Here is a 15,259-nt window from a genome sequence, read left to right on the forward strand (position 1 = left end):
GGCTTTCGACAGCACCCGGTGCTGCCGGACGACGTGACAGTGAGGGGAAGCGGTACCGGGCAGTGGCCGACCGGCCGGCACGACGAGCGCGACCGCATCGTCAACGGCGCCCTGGCCGTCGCAACGATCGCCACCCGGCCCCGAGGCACCGTCCAAGAGCCGTCGGAAACGGCCCGGTTCCCGGAGAAGCTCCGCCTCGGCAACGGAACGGGCGGGTCCCTCGACGGATATGACGGCACCGCCCGCTCATCGCCGCCGGGCCAGGGCCCGCTGCGGCTGCGAAGGGGCCAACCGCGTCGTGGCCGCCGCCGTGGTGTGCGCCTGGCCGGAGTCCGGTCGTGTCCTCGCGGCGAACGCCGCCCGGTACGCGGTGGGCGTCGTGCCCAGGACGCGCCGGAAGTGCAGCCGCAGGTTGGAAGGGCTGCCCAGGCCGCATCGGTCGGCGATGTGGTCGACGGCGAGTCCGGTGGTCTCCAGCAGTTCCCGGGCGAGGTCGAGCCGGACGGCGAGCAGCCACCGCAGGGGTGTCGTGCCGGTCTCGGTGACGAACCGCCGGGCGAAGGTCCGCGGCGCCATGTGCGCGTGTGCGGCGAGCCGCGGGACCGTCAGCGGTTCGTGCAGACGGGCCACGGCCCACGCCCGGGTGGCGGCGAGGGCGACGCCGGGCTCTTCGGGGGCCAGCGGCCGTTTGATGTACTGCGCCTGCCCGCCGTCGCGATGGGGCGCCGAGACCAAGGTGCGGGCCACCTCGTTCGCCGTCCGCGCGCCCAGGTCACGTCGCACCAGGTGCAGGCACAGGTCGATGCCGGCGGCGACGCCCGCCGAGGTCAGTACCCGTCCCTCGTCCACGTAGAGCACGTCCGGGTCCACCGACACCGTCGGGTACCGCGCGGCCAGTTCGTCGGCGTGCTTCCAGTGGGTGGTGGCCCTGCGGCCGTCCAGGACCCCGGCTGCCGCCAGGGCGAAGGCGCCGGTGCAGATGGACACCAGCCTCACGCCCCGGCTGTGGGCCTCGGCCAGTGCGCTGAGCACGGTGCGCGGCAGTTCTCGCTGGTGCGGCGCGTACCCCGGGACGATGACGGTGTCCGCCTCGCGTACGGCCCCCAGCCCGGCCGTCACCGTGACCGCGAAGCCCGCGGCGGTCGTGACCGGACGCGTGGTCCGTCCGCACAGGGTCAGTCGGTAGGGGGAGCCGGGCACGGTGATGAAGACCTGGGCCGGAATGCCCAGGTCCAGGGGCAGTACGTCGTCCAGGGCCAGTACGGCCACTCGATGAGGTGGGACAGGAGTGGCAGTTTCCTCGCGCATAACGGCAAGTCTGCCACTTTCACCGGCAGTCGGAGCGGGCGATCGTTCATGCCATGAACGACGTGATGACCACCGGCGTCCCGCCGCTGCCCGATTCCCCCGTCGTCCGCCGGGCGCTGGCCCTGGTACGCGGGACCGAGTCCAGCGCGACCGCCAACCACAGTGTCCGCAGCGCGCTGTTCGCCCGCCTCCGCGCCGACCACCAGGGCGCGGAGCCGGGGCGCGACTACGATCCGGAACTGCTGTTCCTGGCCTGCGTCCTGCACGACATCGGCCTGACGCGGGCCGGCGACCGCCACCAGCGGTTCGAGGTGGACGGCGCCGACACGGCAGCGGAGTTCCTCACCGCGCAGGGCCTGCCCACCGCCGACGTCGACGCCGTGTGGGAGGCCGTCGCCCTGCACACGACACCGGGCGTCGCCGAGCGCCGCGGCACCCTGTGTGCCCTGGTGCACCAGGGCACCGGCATGGACTTCGGCTGGGACACCGACTGCGTCGACGACGCCACCGGCGCCGCGATCCACGCCGCCTACCCGCGGCTGTCCATGGCCACCACCCTCACCGACGAGATCGTCGCCCAGGCGCGGCACCACCCGGAGAAGGCCCCGCTCTTCTCCGTGGCCGCGGAACTCCTGCGGGAGAGGTCCGTACCACCGCACAGGACCCGTATGGAGACCATGGCCGACGCCGCGCGCTGGGGCAATTGAGCATGACCACGTACGGAATCCTGCTGTTCGACTCGGCACAGGAACTCGACTTCACCGGCCCGTGGGAGGTGTTCACCACCTCCTCCGGACTGCGGGACGGCGCGGACGACGTCCTGCTCGTCGCCGAGCGCTCGGCGCCCGTCCGGTGCTCCCAGGGCATGCGGGTACTGCCGGACCGCACACTCGACGACCACCCGCCTCTGGACGTCGTCCTCGTCCCGGGCGGTCACGGCGCCCGGGAGGCCGAGACCCGCAACGAGCGGATCACCGGCTGGCTCACCGACACCGCCGCGCACGCCACCTGGGTGGTCGGCGTCTGCACCGGGGCCTTCCTGCTCCACGCCGCCGGCCCGGCCCGGTCCCGCCGGGTCGCCACTCACCGGCAGTACGAGGACGCGCTCGAAAAGCGCGGTGACGTCACCGTCGTACGCGACGCCCGCTATGTGGTCGACGGCAACCTGCTCACCAGCCAGGGTGTCTCCGCCGGCATCGACAGCACCCTGTGGCTCGTCGGCCACCTGCACGGACGCGAGCACGCCCGCGCCGTGCGCCGCGCCCTCCAGTACGACCCGGCACCCCCCTACCTGGCGGACGAGCCGGTCCCCCTGCCCACGACCGACCGGAAGAAGGAGTACCGACCGAGATGAACCGCCGAACCCTGCTGCACGCCACCACCGCGCTCGGCGCCGCGACACTGACGGCCGGCGCCGCGGCCCGGGCCGAGGCCGCCGCCTCCGAAGCCCTCGGACACGACCGGCGGCCCCTGCGCGTCCACGTGGTCATGTTCGACGGCGTGGAGGAACTCGACTTCTCCGCCCCGTACGAGGTGTTCTCCGCCTCCGGCCACTTCGCCGGCCGGGAAGTGGAAACCCGCTACGTGACGCTCGACGGTCCTCGCACCGTCAAGGCCGCCTACGGCACCCGGCTGCACGTCGACCACGGGTGGGCCCCCGAGCAGGCGGACCTTCTCGTCGTCCCCGGCGGCGGGTACGCACGCCGCGAGGATCCCGGCGTGTGGGCTGAGATCCGGCGAGGCTCACTGCCGCGGGCCCTGGCCGCCGCGACCCGCCCGGGTCTGACCGTCAGCGCGCTGTGCACGGGCGTGATGCTGCTCTCCGCCGCCGGGCTGACCTCGGGACGCCCCTGCACCACCCACCACCGGGCGCGGGCCGACCTGGAGCGGCAGGGCGGGGTGCTGAAGAGCGCCCGCGTGGTCGACGACGGCGACCTGGTCACCGCGGGCGGGGTCACCTCCGGGCTGGATCTCGCGCTGTGGCTGGTGCGCCGCGAGCTCGGGGCGGACGCCGCGGTCGGTCTGGAGGAGATGCTCGAGTACGAGGCACGCGGCACGGTGTGGACCGCGCGGTCGTGATCGTCGTCTCTGCGCCGAGCGTGTGGCACACGCTGCTGCACGGGACCAACGTCTGATACGGGGAGCGGCCGCACACCGCCCTGTGGTTGCTGCAACTGCCGGTCACGATGCTGCTGTTGCTCCGTCTGCTGAGACCTGCCCGGCGGGCCGACGTACGGTTCCGCCTCCGGCGGCCGCCCCCCGGCGTGGAAGGAGGACCACGCGAACAACGTGCTCACCCGCCCCGAGGCGGCGCGGTTCATCGACTCGCCGGTGGTCCCGGAGGAGGTCGTGTCTCCCGCGGTCTCGGCAGGCCCGGCAGGCGGGTGACCGTCGCCGCGGGCGCGGCGACGGTCACCCGACGGGATGTCCGGACCGTGCGCGTGACGTCAGACGCCGGACGTGCCGGCCATCTCCGCCAGTACCGTGCGCCAGTCCTCGCCCGGTCGCTCCCGCAGGGACGGAGCCAGCCGGTCGGCCCGGTACCACCAGTGGTGGTCGAGGTCCGGATGTACGTCGTCCGTCTCACGGACCGCCCCGACGACACCGTCCCCGGTTCCCACGCTGCCGGGGTGCAGCAGCTCGGCCAGCCGTGCCGTGAGGTCGTGCCAGGACACGTGGCCGCCGACGGCGTTCGCCACCCCGTGCACGGGCGCGCCGAGGCACGAGGTCACGGCCCGCGCCAGGGCAGCCGCGTGCACCCAGGGCGCTCCGTACCAGGCGTGGCCGTGGGCTCCCGGCCTCGGCAGACCGACCGGCCGACCCTGCCTCACAGCTTGGTAGAGCACCCCGGTGGCGCCCCAACGCAGCTGGTCGCGCAGCCGCTCGTGCGGGCCCCACACCAGGGGGGAGCGTACGGCGCTCGCGCCGCCCCGGCCTCCGGTGCCGGCCGCGTCCAGCAGCATCCGCTCGCAGTCCAGCTTGGCCCGGCCGTACGGGCTCAGCGGCTGTCGTGACGGTGCCCCCTCCGCCACGGGGTCCTCGGCGGGACGCCCGTAGGCGTCGACGCTGCTGACGAAGACGAAGGGGCCGCGCCGCCAGGCTTCCACCATCGCCCTCATGGCCGCCATGTCCACCTCGGGGCGGACGAAGGTGCACGCGGCGTGGACCACCGCGTCGGCGCTCGCGACCGCCGCGCGCAGATTGTCCAGGTCGGCGAGGTCGCCCTCGACGACGTCCACCCCCTCCCCGTCGACCAGGTGCGCGGACTCGGGTCGGGCCAGGGCGAGTACGGGACGCCCCTGCGCGGCCAGTTCCCGCAGGAGGAAGGCGCCGACGCCACCGGTCGCGCCGGTGACCAGGACCGTCCCCCCGCGCGCGCCCCGGGAACGCGTCCGGCGGGTGGGCGCGGCGGTGGCCCGCTGCGCGGCCCGTCCCTCCAGCAGGGCGGTCAGAGCCCGGGGCGTACGGGCCTGGAGGATGTCCAGGCCCGTCAACGGAAGCTTCAGCGCGTCCCGCAGCCGCTCGGCGAGCCGGACCGCGATCAGCGAGTGGCCGCCGAGGTCGAAGAAGTCGTCGTCGGGCCCCGGCACCGGGCAGTCCAGCAGCGCCGCGAACGCCCCCGTCACGGCCTCACCGAGCGGCCCCGCCGGGGCGGGGGCGGGTGGCAGGCCCGGCAGCCGCGACGTGTCGGTCGCGCCCCGGGCCGTACGCGGCACGGCGTCCAGCAGGGTCACGGCCACGGGCACCGACTCCGCGGGGAGCGACGCCCGCAGGGCCGACCGCAGGTCGGCGCGCGAGGGGCCCGAGACACCGCGCAGTACGGCGTACGCCAGGAGCGGCCCGCCGTCCGGTTCGACCACGACGGCCTCCGCCACCTGCGGGTGTGCGAGCAGCAACGTCTCCGCAGGATGCCCGCACCTGACGGGCCCGTGGTCGTTCCCGGCCGGCCGGCTCGCACCGCGCGCCGCGGTCGGGGACTGGGCGTGGGCCCGGACGGGGAGCTGGGACAGCCGCATCCCGGGATCGGAGGTGACCGCGGTGAGGAGCGCGGCGAAGCCGTCGCCCAGCGAGGCCGCCGTCGCCTCGTCCAGCACGGCACGGCCGTACTGGACGAGCGCGGCGGGACGGTCCGTGTCGAGCAGGCCGAACGACAGGTCGAACTTGGCCTCGCCGACACCGACGTCCACGTGCTCGCCCTGTGCGCCGGGCAGCCGCAGCACCGTGGGCTCTGCCATGACGTCGCTGGTCACCCGGACCAGTGCCGTCCCGTCGGCGGCACGGGCGGCGGCGCCGAGACGCTCGGCGATGAGGTCGAACGGTACGTCACGGTGGCGCTGGGCCTCCAGCAGCGCGTCCCGCACCCGCTCCACCAGCACGGTGAAGGCGGGGTCGCCGGATGTGTCGACGCGCACCGGGAGGGTGTTGACGCACAGGCCGATCAGACCCCGCATGTCCGACCCCCTGCGGTGGGTGCTCGCCACACCGATGAGCAGGTCGTCCTCGCCGGTGAAGCGGTGCAGGGCGGCGAAGGCCGCGGCGAGGACCGTGGTGAACAGGGTGGCCCGGTACGACGCGCCGAGCGCCCGCAGGTCCTTTGGTACCCGGTGCCCGAGCGGCACGGTGCGGACGCCGGCGGGCCGGACGCCGATGTCGGCGGGCGGGCGCACGGGGCGGGGCAGCGGGGGCGGCGCGGCCCCGTCGAGGCGGCCGGCCCAGTGGCGCAGCCCCTCCTCGAACCGGTCGGCCGCCGCGTGTTCACGGCGCGCGAAGTCCGCGTAGCGGAGCGGCCGCGGAGGAGCGGCGCCCGTGGCGCCCGTGGGGCGGCCGGTGGCGGTCGCGTAGAGTCCGGTCACTTCCCGGGCGATGATCTCCAGCGAGGCGCCGTCGACCGCGATGTGGTGGAACGTCAGCAGGACCGTGTGGTCCTCCGTGCCGTGCCGCAGCACCAGGGCCCGTGGCAGGGGGCCGGCGGACAGGTCGAACGGCCGGCGGGCCTCCTCGGTCAGCAGGCCGTGGGCATGCTCCGGACCCGTCTCCACGACCCGCACGTCGAAGGTCCGCGGCGCCGGGAGGGCCTCCTGGAAGGGTTCGCCGTCCCGTTGCCCGTACCGCGTGCGCAGGATCTCGTGGCGGTGCACGAGGGTCGTCAGCGCGGTCCGCAGAGCGTCGAGGTCCAGCGGCCCGCGCAGCCGGGTGGCGAAGGGCACGTTGTAGGAGGCCCCGCCGCGGCCGAGCCGGTCCATGAGCCACATACGGCGCTGGGCGTGGGACAGCGGTGCGGGCGCCCGATGGGCGTCTTCGGCGGTACCGGCAGCCCCGAAGGACTCACCGGGACGGCTCGCGGCACGTTCGCGTGCCCGTCGCAGCAGTTCCTCCTGGAGGGCCACGGTCGTGGCCCCCGGGGCGTCAGCGGCCATCACGGTCCTCCTCGGCGCCGGGGCGCAGCTCGTCGTGGGCGGCGAGCAGGGCCTGCTCGACCAGGGCGGCCTGGGCGGCCACCGTGGGGGCGGCGAAGAAGTCGGCGAGCGCCACGTCGACACCGAGTTCCTCACGCAGGTCGTCGGTGGCGACCAGGGCGAGCAGCGAATGCCCGCCCTGCTCCAGGAAGTCGGCGTCGGGCCGGGTGATCTCGCGGCCCAGGGCACGGCTCCATATCCCGGCGACCGCCTGCTCCAGGGGCGTCAGAGGCGCGGCCGGGACGACCGCTCCCTCCCCCCTGCCGAGGTCGGCGAGGGCGCGGCGGTCGATCTTTCCGGACGGGGTCAGCGGAAGGCCGCCGACGATCGTCACCTCGTCGGGGACGAGGTGGGCGGGCAGGACCGCGGCGAGGCGGTCGCGCAGCGCGCCGGGCCGGGGCACGGGGCCGGGTGCCGCCACGACGAACGCGACGAGGCTGACGTCGTCCGGGCCGGGCCGGTGCACGGTGACGGCCGCGTCGTCCACGTCGGGCTGCCGGCGCAGGACGTGCTCGACCTCTCCCGGTTCGACGCGGAAGCCGCGCACCTTCACCTGGTCGTCGGTCCGCCCGTGGAAGTCCAGGACGCCGTCCGCGCGGACGGAGACGAGGTCGCCGGTGCGGTACAGACGTCCCAGCTCCGGATGGTCGACGAAGCGTTCGGCGGTCAGGTCGGGACGTCCGGCGTACCCGTGCGCCAGTCGGCTGCCGCCGACCCACAGCTCACCTCGCGCACCGTCGGCGACGGGTCTGCCGTCGTCGTCCAGGACGTGTACGGTCGTACCCGCGATGGGCCGGCCGATCGGCACCGGGCCCTCGCAGTCCGCGCCGGTGACCCGGTGCGCCGTGGCGAACGTGGTGGTCTCCGTGGGCCCGTACCCGTTGACCAGCTCCAGCCACGGGAACGCCTCCAGCACCTGCCCGGCGTGCTGGGCGGACAGCGCCTCCCCGCCCACCACGACCGCGCGGAGCACCGAGAACATCCGGGACCGCCGGGCGGCGAGCCGGTGGAAGAGCGCCGTCGTGAGGAACGCGACCGTGACGCCGTGACGCTCCACATGCCGGGCCAGGTCCTCGAGCGAGGGCCGGTCGACGGTGCAGACCACCACGGCGGCCCCGTTGGCGAGGGCCCCCCACACCTCGAACGTCGACGCGTCGAAGGTCATGGGGGAGTGGAAGAGCACCCGGTCCCGGGGGGTGAGGGCGACGTAGGCGGGCTCGGACAGCAGTTCGGCCACGGCCTGGTGCGGTACCGACACGCCCTTGGGACGTCCGGTCGAGCCAGAGGTGAACATGATGAACGCCGCGGCGTCGGAACCGGGCTCGGGCACGGGGGTGGAGGAGTCCGACAGCGACGTCTCCTCCGGCAGTGCGAGGACCGGACCGGTGGGGGCCGCCGCATCGAGGAGCTTGCCCTCGCCGACGGTCAGCGTGACCCCTGCGTCGGCGGCCATCGCCTCGCAACGGGGGCGCGGATGCGCCGGGTCGAGCGGTACGCAGGTGGCGCCGACCCACCACAGGGCGAGCTGCGCGACGACGGTGCGCGCCGAGCGATGCATCAGCAGCGCCACGCGGTCGCCCGGTTGGACACCGTGCGCGCGCAGGTGAGCGGCGAGGGCCCGGGCCGAGGAGACGAGCCGGGCATAGGTGAGGGTGGTGTCGCCCTCGACCACGGCGAGTGCGTCCGGCGTTCGTCCGGCGTGCCACGCCACGAGGGCGGGCAGCCCGGAGGCGGGTGCGGGCCGCGTGTGTCGGGAGGGCATGGGTCCTTCTCCAGGGGCGGTGTGGGTGAGGGTGGTCATCTCAGGCTCCCGGCCCTCACGCGGCTTCACGGCGGCGATCGACGAGAGCGGCGACGGCGCGCAGGTCGGGCTGGCGCAGGAACTCCGGCGCACGCAGGCGGACGCCGCTTTGCTGCTCGATGACGGCCAGCAGACGGGCGGCGACGATCGAGGTGCCGCCGATCGTCGTGAAGTCGTCGGTCAGCACCGTCGTGGGCCTGGCGAGGAGATCGCGTACGGCGTCCAGGACGATCCGCTCGCCCGGTGTGGCGCCGTCCGGCACGTCGGCGTCCGGGGCGGCCGCCTCGCGCGTCAGCCCGGCCCGGTCGACCTTGCCGTTGGCGTCCAGTGGGAAAGCGCCGACGACCCGCACGGCCGAGGGCACGGCCTGTTCGGGAAGCCATGCCCGCACCGCCGTCAGCAGCGCCTGCCCGGAGGCGGAGGCGCCGGGCGCGAGGCGGACGTACGCGACCAGGCGGACGGCGCCGTCGGGGCTGCGGGGCGCGGTGACCACGGCACCGAGTACGGCCGGATCCTTCTCCAGCGCGGCTTCGACCTCGGCGGGCTCGATCCGCACACCGCCGATCTTCACCTGGTTGTCGAGACGGCCGAGGAACTCCAGCATCCCGTCCCGCCGCATCCGCACCCGGTCGCCGGTGCGGTAGAGCCGGTCCACTCCCGGGAGATCCACACCGGGTGCGGGGGCGGTGAAGCGGTGCGCGGTCAGCCCGGAGTCCATGTACCCGAGCGCCAGGCCGTTGCCGCCGATGCGCAGTTCGCCCTCCTCGCCCCGCGCCACGGGGCGACCGTCGGGGCCGGTGACGACGACCGTCACGCCTGGCACGGGAGCACCGATCGGCGGTGCCCCGGGCCCCTCCGCCCCGGCGTCCGCGGCGCGCATGGCGTACGTGGTGGTGACGACGGTGGCTTCCGCGGGACCGTAGGCGTTGTGGACGGTCGCGGTCACGTCGGTGCCCGGGCGCCGACGCATCCGGTCGCCGCCGACGACGAGATGGCGCAGCACCAGACCGTGCGGCCAGGGCTGCTCCAGCAGCGGCTCGACCATGGGGGTGGCGGCCACCGCCACGGACACGGCGGCCTCGCGCCACCAGGAGGTGAGCGCCCCGGTGTCCCAGCGGACGTCGTCGGGCGCGGGTACGAGCGCCGCGCCCGACGTCAGTCCCGCCCACAACTCCAGCAGGTGCGGGTCGAACGCGACGCCGATGAGCAGGGACTGCCGGTCGCCGGGCGCGAGACCGGTCTCGGCGCGGTACCAGTCGAGCAGTGCGCCGAGGGCCGGCTCGGCGACGACGACGGCCTTGGGGCGGCCGGTGGAACCGGACGTCAGCACCGCGTAGAACGCCTCGCGAGGCGCGCGGAGCGCACCGGAACGTGACGGGGCGAACGCCGCCACCACGGCTTCGGCCGCGTTGACCCCGCCGTCCGGCAGGGGCAGGGAGACGTGCTCGGCCGCCCGGTGCCGGGCGGGGAGCACGGCGGGGGCGCCGATCAGGCAGGCGACGTCCAGGTCCTCGGTGACGGCGTCGACGCGCCGCTCGCCGGGGCGCGGCCCCAGCGGCAGGTACACCGCGCCCAGCCTGGCGATCGCCACGGCCGTCACGACGAGTGCGGCGGAGCGGTCCAGGCAGACACCGACGAGGTCACCCGCCCCGACCCGGTCGCGCAGCGCGGCCGCGGCCTCGTCGGCGGCGTCGTCGATCTGCCGGTACGTCCAGGTGAGGGCGCCGTCGATCACGGCGGGCGCGTCCGGGGTGCGGCGTGCCCAGTCCTCGAACAGGGCGAGCGTCCCGGTCGTGGCGTTCGCGCGGGGTGCTGGGCCGCGCGCGACGCTGAGCGCGTCGTCGCCCGGTGAGGCGGGGGCGGGGACGGCCGGGACCGTCGGCCGGGCGCCGGGGGAGGTGGTCGGGTGGGGCATCAGGACTCCGTGGAAGGGGCGGTGGCGGCGGAGGGGACGGTGGCGAGCGCGCCGGCCTGGTCGGCGAGCACCGGATGGCGGAAGAACAGCCGCATCGGCGGACGGTGGCCGAGCCGGGGCTCCAGCCAGGCCGCCAGTTGCGCGGCGCGCAGTGAGTGGCCTCCGGCCCGGAAGAAGTCGGTGCGCTCGTCGAAGTCGCCGTGACCCAGCACCGCGCGCCAGCCGTCGGTGAGCAGCGCGGTCACCGGGTCGGCCGGAACCGTTCCGGTGCGGCCCTCGCCGCCCCGCGGGACCTCGGCCCGGGAACGCGCCGCGCCCTTCGGCCCGGGGTCGTCAGCGGTCCGCGCCGCACCGCCGGGACCGGCCTCGCCGGCCGTGCCGAGCTCCGCGCTCCTGCGGGCGAGCGCCGTACGGTCCGGCTTGCCGCCGGCCAGTGTGGGCATCGTGTCCAGGCGTACCCACCGCTCCGGTGCCAGGGCGGCCGGCAGTCGCAGCCCGAGCTGCTCGTGCAGCGCCCGCTCGTCCCACGCGCCGCCCTCACCGGGGCACTCCACGAAGCCGACCAGCCGGGGTCCGCCGACTGCCTCGCGGTCCAGCACGACGGCACAGGACCGGCCGCCCAGTGCGGCCGAAGCGGCCGCCTCGATCTCCTCCAGCTCGATCCGGTACCCGCGCAGCTTGATCTGGTTGTCCCGGCGGCCGAGGAAGTGGAGCGCCCCGTCCAGATCCCGGTAGCCCAGGTCACCGGTCAGGTAGACCCGTTCACCGCCGAGCGCGTCGAGATGCGTGAACCGGGCGGTCGTGGTCTCCGGGTCGCCCACGTACCCCTCGGCGAGCCCGGCCCCGGCGATCGCCAGCTCACCCACCGCTCCGTCCGGCAGGGGACGGTGGTGCCCGTCCAGGACGTGGACGCGTTCGCCGGGCAGCTCGGTCCCGAGCGGGACCTCCGCCCCGTCGGCCGGGGCTTCCGGCGTGATGCGGTGGACGGTGGTGGTGACGGCCGCTTCGGTGACGCCGTAGGCGTTGAGCACCGTCGCGTCGGTGTCCGCCACGAAGGAGCGCAGCGCGTCGGCCGGAAGACGTTCGCCGCCGAGCACGAGCAGGCGCGGTGTCCAGCGGCCGTCGCGCAGGGCGGGCCGCAGCTCCTCACGCACGGCGAGGAAGTAGCTGGTGGGCAGGTTGGCCACGGTGACGCGCGCGTCGGCCAGCAACTCGGCCAGCTCGGCGCCGGTCGGCACCTCGTGCCCGGGAACGACGAGGCACGCCCCCGCGTACAGGGAGGGCAGCGTCTCCTCCAGGGCCACGTCGAACACCGGCTGGGCGAACAGCAGGACCCGGTCGTCGTGCCGCAGCCCGAACCGCCCGGCCACCCCGGTCAGATGGTTCTCGAGGGCCGCGCGCCCGACGGCGACGGCCTTGGGGACGCCGGTCGACCCGGAGGTGTGGATGATGTACGCGGCGCCCGGCACCACGGGCGCCGCGTGCGCCTTGGGCATCCGCGGCGCGTCCACGGCAGCGGTCGGCAGACCGCCGGGCACCGTGACGGGACGGTCGGCCGGAGTGAGGACGAGGGCCGGGGCCAGACGGCTCAACAGCAGTTCCAGACGGGCGGGCGGGTCCGACGGCGACAGCGGGCAGTGGACCGCTCCGGTGCGCAGGCAGGCGAGCAGCACCACGACCGCGTCGGCTCCGCGCGGCAGTACGGACGCCACCGGCTGGCCGGCCCTCACCCCGGCGGCCAGCAGGCGTTCCGCGAGGGCGGTGACCCGGGCGTCGAGGTCGCCGTAGGTCAGGTGGTGGGCGCCGATGAGCAGGGCGGGCGCGGACGCGTCGTGGGCGGCGACGGGATCGAGCGGGTCCGCGTCCGGGGCCGGGGCGGCGGCGCCTCCGGGCGCCGCCTGCCCGCGAGCGGCCGCAGCGGGGGCCCGTCCGTCGGCGGGCCCGGGCGGCGCCAGGTCCGCCAGGGCGGTGCCCGGGGCATCGAGGTAGGACCTCAGCAGGTCCAGGAACCGGCCGGCGAGCAGTTCGACCACGTCCTCGCCGAACATGTCGGCGTCGTAGTCCCAGACCAGGGTCATTCCGGCGCCGCCGTGCCGGGGACCGACCCCGCGCCGGTCGTCCGGCAGCAGCACCACGTCCAGGTCGAACCTGGTGGTACCCGTGTTGAACCCCTCGAACAACGTGATGTCCAGACCGGGCGCTTCGACCTCGGGCAGCTCGGCGTCATGGGCGCTGAACATCACGTCGAACAGCGGGTTGTCCGCTCCCGAGGTGCGCAGGCCGAGTGCGCGGGTCAGCTCCTGGACCGGCACGTCCTGGTACGGCAGCGCGCGGATGAGGACGTCGGTCACCTCGTCCATCGTCTCCTCGGCCGGGGCGGCCGGATCCAGCCGCAGCGGCAGGGGGATGGTGTTGACGAACATGCCGACGGTCCCCTCGTGCCCGCGGGGCCGGTTGCCCACCGCGGTGCCGACGACCAGGTGCGAACGGCCGCTGTGGCGCCGCAGCAGTTCGGCGAACAGGCCGAGCAGGGTGGAGAACGGGGTCAGACCGCGCAGCCGCGTGTGGTCGCGCAGGCGCTCCGCCAGGTCCGCGCCGATCGACTGCCGCAGCTGACCACCGTGGTGGCGGCGCCGTGCACCCGGACGGGAGAGGCCCGGCAGCGGCATGTCGTAGGCAAACCCGTGCAGTTCGGCGGTCCAGAAGTCCAGCCCGGGGCGGCATGCCCCGCTCTGCCGGCTGCGGGCTTGCACCTCGACGTGATCGGCGTAGGAGGGCGCGGGCGGCAGTACGACCGGCTCACCCAGGACGTGGCCCCGGTAGACGGTGAACACGTCGTCGAGCAGGATCGCGAACGAGTGTCCGTCGTGGATCAGGTGGTGCTCGACGTGGACGAGCCGGTGGTGCTCGTCCCCGAGCCGCGCCAGTGTCCAGCGCAGCAGCGGCGCCTCGTAGGTGTCGAGCGGCGTCTCCGCCTCGGTGCGCAGCAGGTCCCGGAACGCGGCCTCCGGGTCGGTGTCCGCGCTCAGGTCGACCGTCCGCAGCCGGGGCGCGCACCTCTGGGCGACCCGTTGGCCGGGCACGGCGCCGGTGACGGCGACCAGTTCCAGACGAAGGCCCGCGTGCCGGTCCAGTGCGGCGGCGAGGCCGTGGCGGAGGGCGTCGGCGTGGAGCGGCCCCCACAGGTCGAGTGCCGCGGTGAAGTTGTAGGCGCGGCTGCCCGGCTGCACCTGTTCGTGCAGCCAGACGATCTCCTGCGAGGAGGAGAGCGGAAGCATGGGCGATCCCTGGGGTCGTCGGGTCGGGTGAGGGCCGGCCGGGCACGGTCGTACCCGGCGGCGGTGCGGGAGCCGGCCGCGGATCGCGCGGACGGGTTCCGTAGAGGGCGAGGGGCGGGAGGTGTTACGAGGGCGGTACGAGTGGTGGTCAGCCGGCGGCCGGTGCCTTCGCCCGGAGTGCTTCGACGAGCGCGTCGAAGGCGTCGAGGGCGGCGCGATCGGCCGTCACGGTGCGGTCCCACACCATGCGCAGGTGCAGTTCGCGCCCGTGGGTGACGGAGACGGCGAACGGTCCGCGTACGGGTCTGCCGTCGACGTGGACCTCCCGGCCCTCGACGCCGGCCAGCCGGAGCGAGGGCCGTTGGGCGACGTCATCGACGGTCAGCAGCCCGTCCAGGCGGCCGGACCAGCCGGACCCGGCCTCCCGGGCCGCGCGCACGACCGCGTCGAAGGGCACGTCGGCCCGGTCCAGGTCCTCCCACCAGGCATCGGCGCCGACTTCGGTGCCGGACGGGGCCGCCCCTGTCGGGGCCGGGAAGACCACCGTGTTGAGGAAGCAGCCGAGCACCCCTTCCGCGCCGGGCGGACGGCCGCCCCACGGATAGCCGAGCGGTACCGTGCGGCCCGGACCGTACAGGGCGCGTACGGCGGATCGACAGGCGTCCAGCAGGTCGGGGAAGGGCATTCTGGCGGTGGACGCGGGCAGCAGCACCGAAGCCGAACCGGTCGGCAGCGCTCCGGCCGCGGGGAGGCCGGGCCGCGCGGCGGGAGCACGGTCGCGGACGGCCTGCAGCCGTTCGCCCCAGTACGCCAGTGCCTCGGGCGACTCCGCGCGTTCCTCGGTGTCCAACTGGAGCAGCACGGCTTCGCGGTAGGCGGCCAGTTCGGCGGCGACCTCCCCGGGCGCCGGCGGCTGCGTCTGCGGCCCCTCGTCGTAGGCGGCGCCGAGTTCCTCGACGATCCGGTCCAGCGTCCGCCCGTCGCACGCCGCGTGGTCGAGGACGACCGCGAGCACCTCCGGCGGCCCGCCGCCGTACGGGGAGGACGCGTCGTCCCGGTCGCCGTCCGTCGTGCCGTCGGTGAGGAACAACCGCATGGGTGGGCCGTCGGGCACCCATGCGCCCAGGGCCCGGCGCAGAGCCGTGCCGGCGTCCTCACCGGACGCCCGGGGCAGGCGTACGACCGGAACCTCCGGCTCCTCCATGCGCAGCACAGGGGTGCCGCGCACCACGGCGGGACGGCCACGGAGCACGGGGTGCCGCGAGGCGAGACGTTTCGCCGCGGCGGCGAGGCGCGACGGATCCACCGTGCCGCGCGGGAAGGCGAAGAACATCGGGACGAGGTCCGGTCGCCCGGTGGGATCCAGCGCACGCACCAGTGCGAAGCGGCGCTGGGCTCCGGTCACGGGCAGCGGGGCAGGGGCCCCGGCACCTGTGGTGAGTCCCCGATAGCGAGCCAGGTACTGGCCCGTGATGCTGGACACGTGTTCCCCTCCGTCGTC

At 75.1% G+C, this 15,259-nt stretch carries 9 protein-coding genes; 3 read left to right on the forward strand and 6 right to left on the reverse strand.

Annotated features, from left to right (window positions below):
- Positions 1 to 246: 246 nt before the first annotated feature.
- On the reverse strand, positions 247 to 1,308 hold the full coding sequence (locus tag KYY02_RS12390) for a GlxA family transcriptional regulator (RefSeq protein WP_371237960.1): 1,062 nt from the start codon (positions 1,306 to 1,308) through the stop codon (positions 247 to 249).
- Positions 1,309 to 1,361: 53 nt separating this feature from the next.
- On the opposite strand from KYY02_RS12390, the gene KYY02_RS12395 reads away from it, so the two are divergent.
- The 3 genes from KYY02_RS12395 to KYY02_RS12405 are packed head-to-tail and all read left to right on the forward strand — an operon-like array spanning position 1,362 to position 3,387.
- On the forward strand, positions 1,362 to 2,015 hold the full coding sequence (locus tag KYY02_RS12395) for an HD domain-containing protein (protein WP_371237961.1): 654 nt from the start codon (positions 1,362 to 1,364) through the stop codon (positions 2,013 to 2,015).
- A 2-nt stretch (positions 2,016 to 2,017) separates the two neighbouring features.
- Positions 2,018 to 2,662, forward strand: coding sequence for a DJ-1/PfpI family protein (locus KYY02_RS12400; RefSeq protein WP_371237962.1), 645 nt, complete (start codon positions 2,018 to 2,020; stop codon positions 2,660 to 2,662).
- Complete coding sequence (locus KYY02_RS12405) at positions 2,659 to 3,387, forward strand: DJ-1/PfpI family protein (RefSeq protein WP_371237963.1); 729 nt, start codon at positions 2,659 to 2,661, stop codon at positions 3,385 to 3,387. The genes KYY02_RS12400 and KYY02_RS12405 overlap by 4 nt, the downstream gene beginning before the upstream one ends.
- 368 nt (positions 3,388 to 3,755) lie before the next feature.
- On the opposite strand, the gene KYY02_RS12410 is transcribed toward KYY02_RS12405, so the two are convergent.
- From KYY02_RS12410 to KYY02_RS12430, 5 genes are all read right to left on the reverse strand, one after another.
- Positions 3,756 to 6,725 (reverse strand): condensation domain-containing protein, encoded by a 2,970-nt coding sequence (locus KYY02_RS12410; protein WP_371237964.1) that lies wholly within the window; start codon positions 6,723 to 6,725, stop codon positions 3,756 to 3,758.
- Positions 6,715 to 8,526: a non-ribosomal peptide synthetase gene (locus KYY02_RS12415; RefSeq protein ID WP_371237965.1), complete on the reverse strand. Its 1,812-nt coding sequence runs from the start codon at positions 8,524 to 8,526 to the stop codon at positions 6,715 to 6,717. The genes KYY02_RS12410 and KYY02_RS12415 overlap by 11 nt, the downstream gene beginning before the upstream one ends.
- Before the next feature lie 55 nt (positions 8,527 to 8,581).
- Complete coding sequence (locus KYY02_RS12420) at positions 8,582 to 10,480, reverse strand: non-ribosomal peptide synthetase (RefSeq protein ID WP_371237966.1); 1,899 nt, start codon at positions 10,478 to 10,480, stop codon at positions 8,582 to 8,584.
- Positions 10,480 to 13,758, reverse strand: a complete 3,279-nt coding sequence (locus tag KYY02_RS12425; RefSeq protein ID WP_371237967.1) for a non-ribosomal peptide synthetase — start codon at positions 13,756 to 13,758, stop codon at positions 10,480 to 10,482. The genes KYY02_RS12420 and KYY02_RS12425 overlap by 1 nt, the downstream gene beginning before the upstream one ends.
- A gap of 148 nt (positions 13,759 to 13,906) precedes the next feature.
- Positions 13,907 to 15,241: a non-ribosomal peptide synthetase gene (locus KYY02_RS12430; RefSeq protein WP_371237968.1), complete on the reverse strand. Its 1,335-nt coding sequence runs from the start codon at positions 15,239 to 15,241 to the stop codon at positions 13,907 to 13,909.
- Positions 15,242 to 15,259 lie beyond the last annotated feature (18 nt).

This window comes from Streptomyces pimonensis, assembly GCF_041380215.1.
GTDB lineage: Bacteria > Actinomycetota > Actinomycetes > Streptomycetales > Streptomycetaceae > Streptomyces > Streptomyces pimonensis.

Bases quoted from the DNA above. Each gene is read 5' to 3' on its own strand.
- KYY02_RS12405 (WP_371237963.1), top strand. From the start codon at position 2,659: ATGAACCGCCGAACCCTGCTGCACGCCACCACCGCGCTCGGCGCCGCG.
- KYY02_RS12425 (WP_371237967.1), bottom strand. From the start codon at position 13,758: ATGCTTCCGCTCTCCTCCTCGCAGGAGATCGTCTGGCTGCACGAACAG.
- KYY02_RS12395 (WP_371237961.1), top strand. From the start codon at position 1,362: ATGAACGACGTGATGACCACCGGCGTCCCGCCGCTGCCCGATTCCCCC.
- KYY02_RS12415 (WP_371237965.1), bottom strand. From the start codon at position 8,526: ATGCCCTCCCGACACACGCGGCCCGCACCCGCCTCCGGGCTGCCCGCC.
- KYY02_RS12420 (WP_371237966.1), bottom strand. From the start codon at position 10,480: ATGCCCCACCCGACCACCTCCCCCGGCGCCCGGCCGACGGTCCCGGCC.
- KYY02_RS12390 (WP_371237960.1), bottom strand. From the start codon at position 1,308: ATGCGCGAGGAAACTGCCACTCCTGTCCCACCTCATCGAGTGGCCGTA.
- KYY02_RS12400 (WP_371237962.1), top strand. From the start codon at position 2,018: ATGACCACGTACGGAATCCTGCTGTTCGACTCGGCACAGGAACTCGAC.
- KYY02_RS12410 (WP_371237964.1), bottom strand. From the start codon at position 6,725: ATGGCCGCTGACGCCCCGGGGGCCACGACCGTGGCCCTCCAGGAGGAA.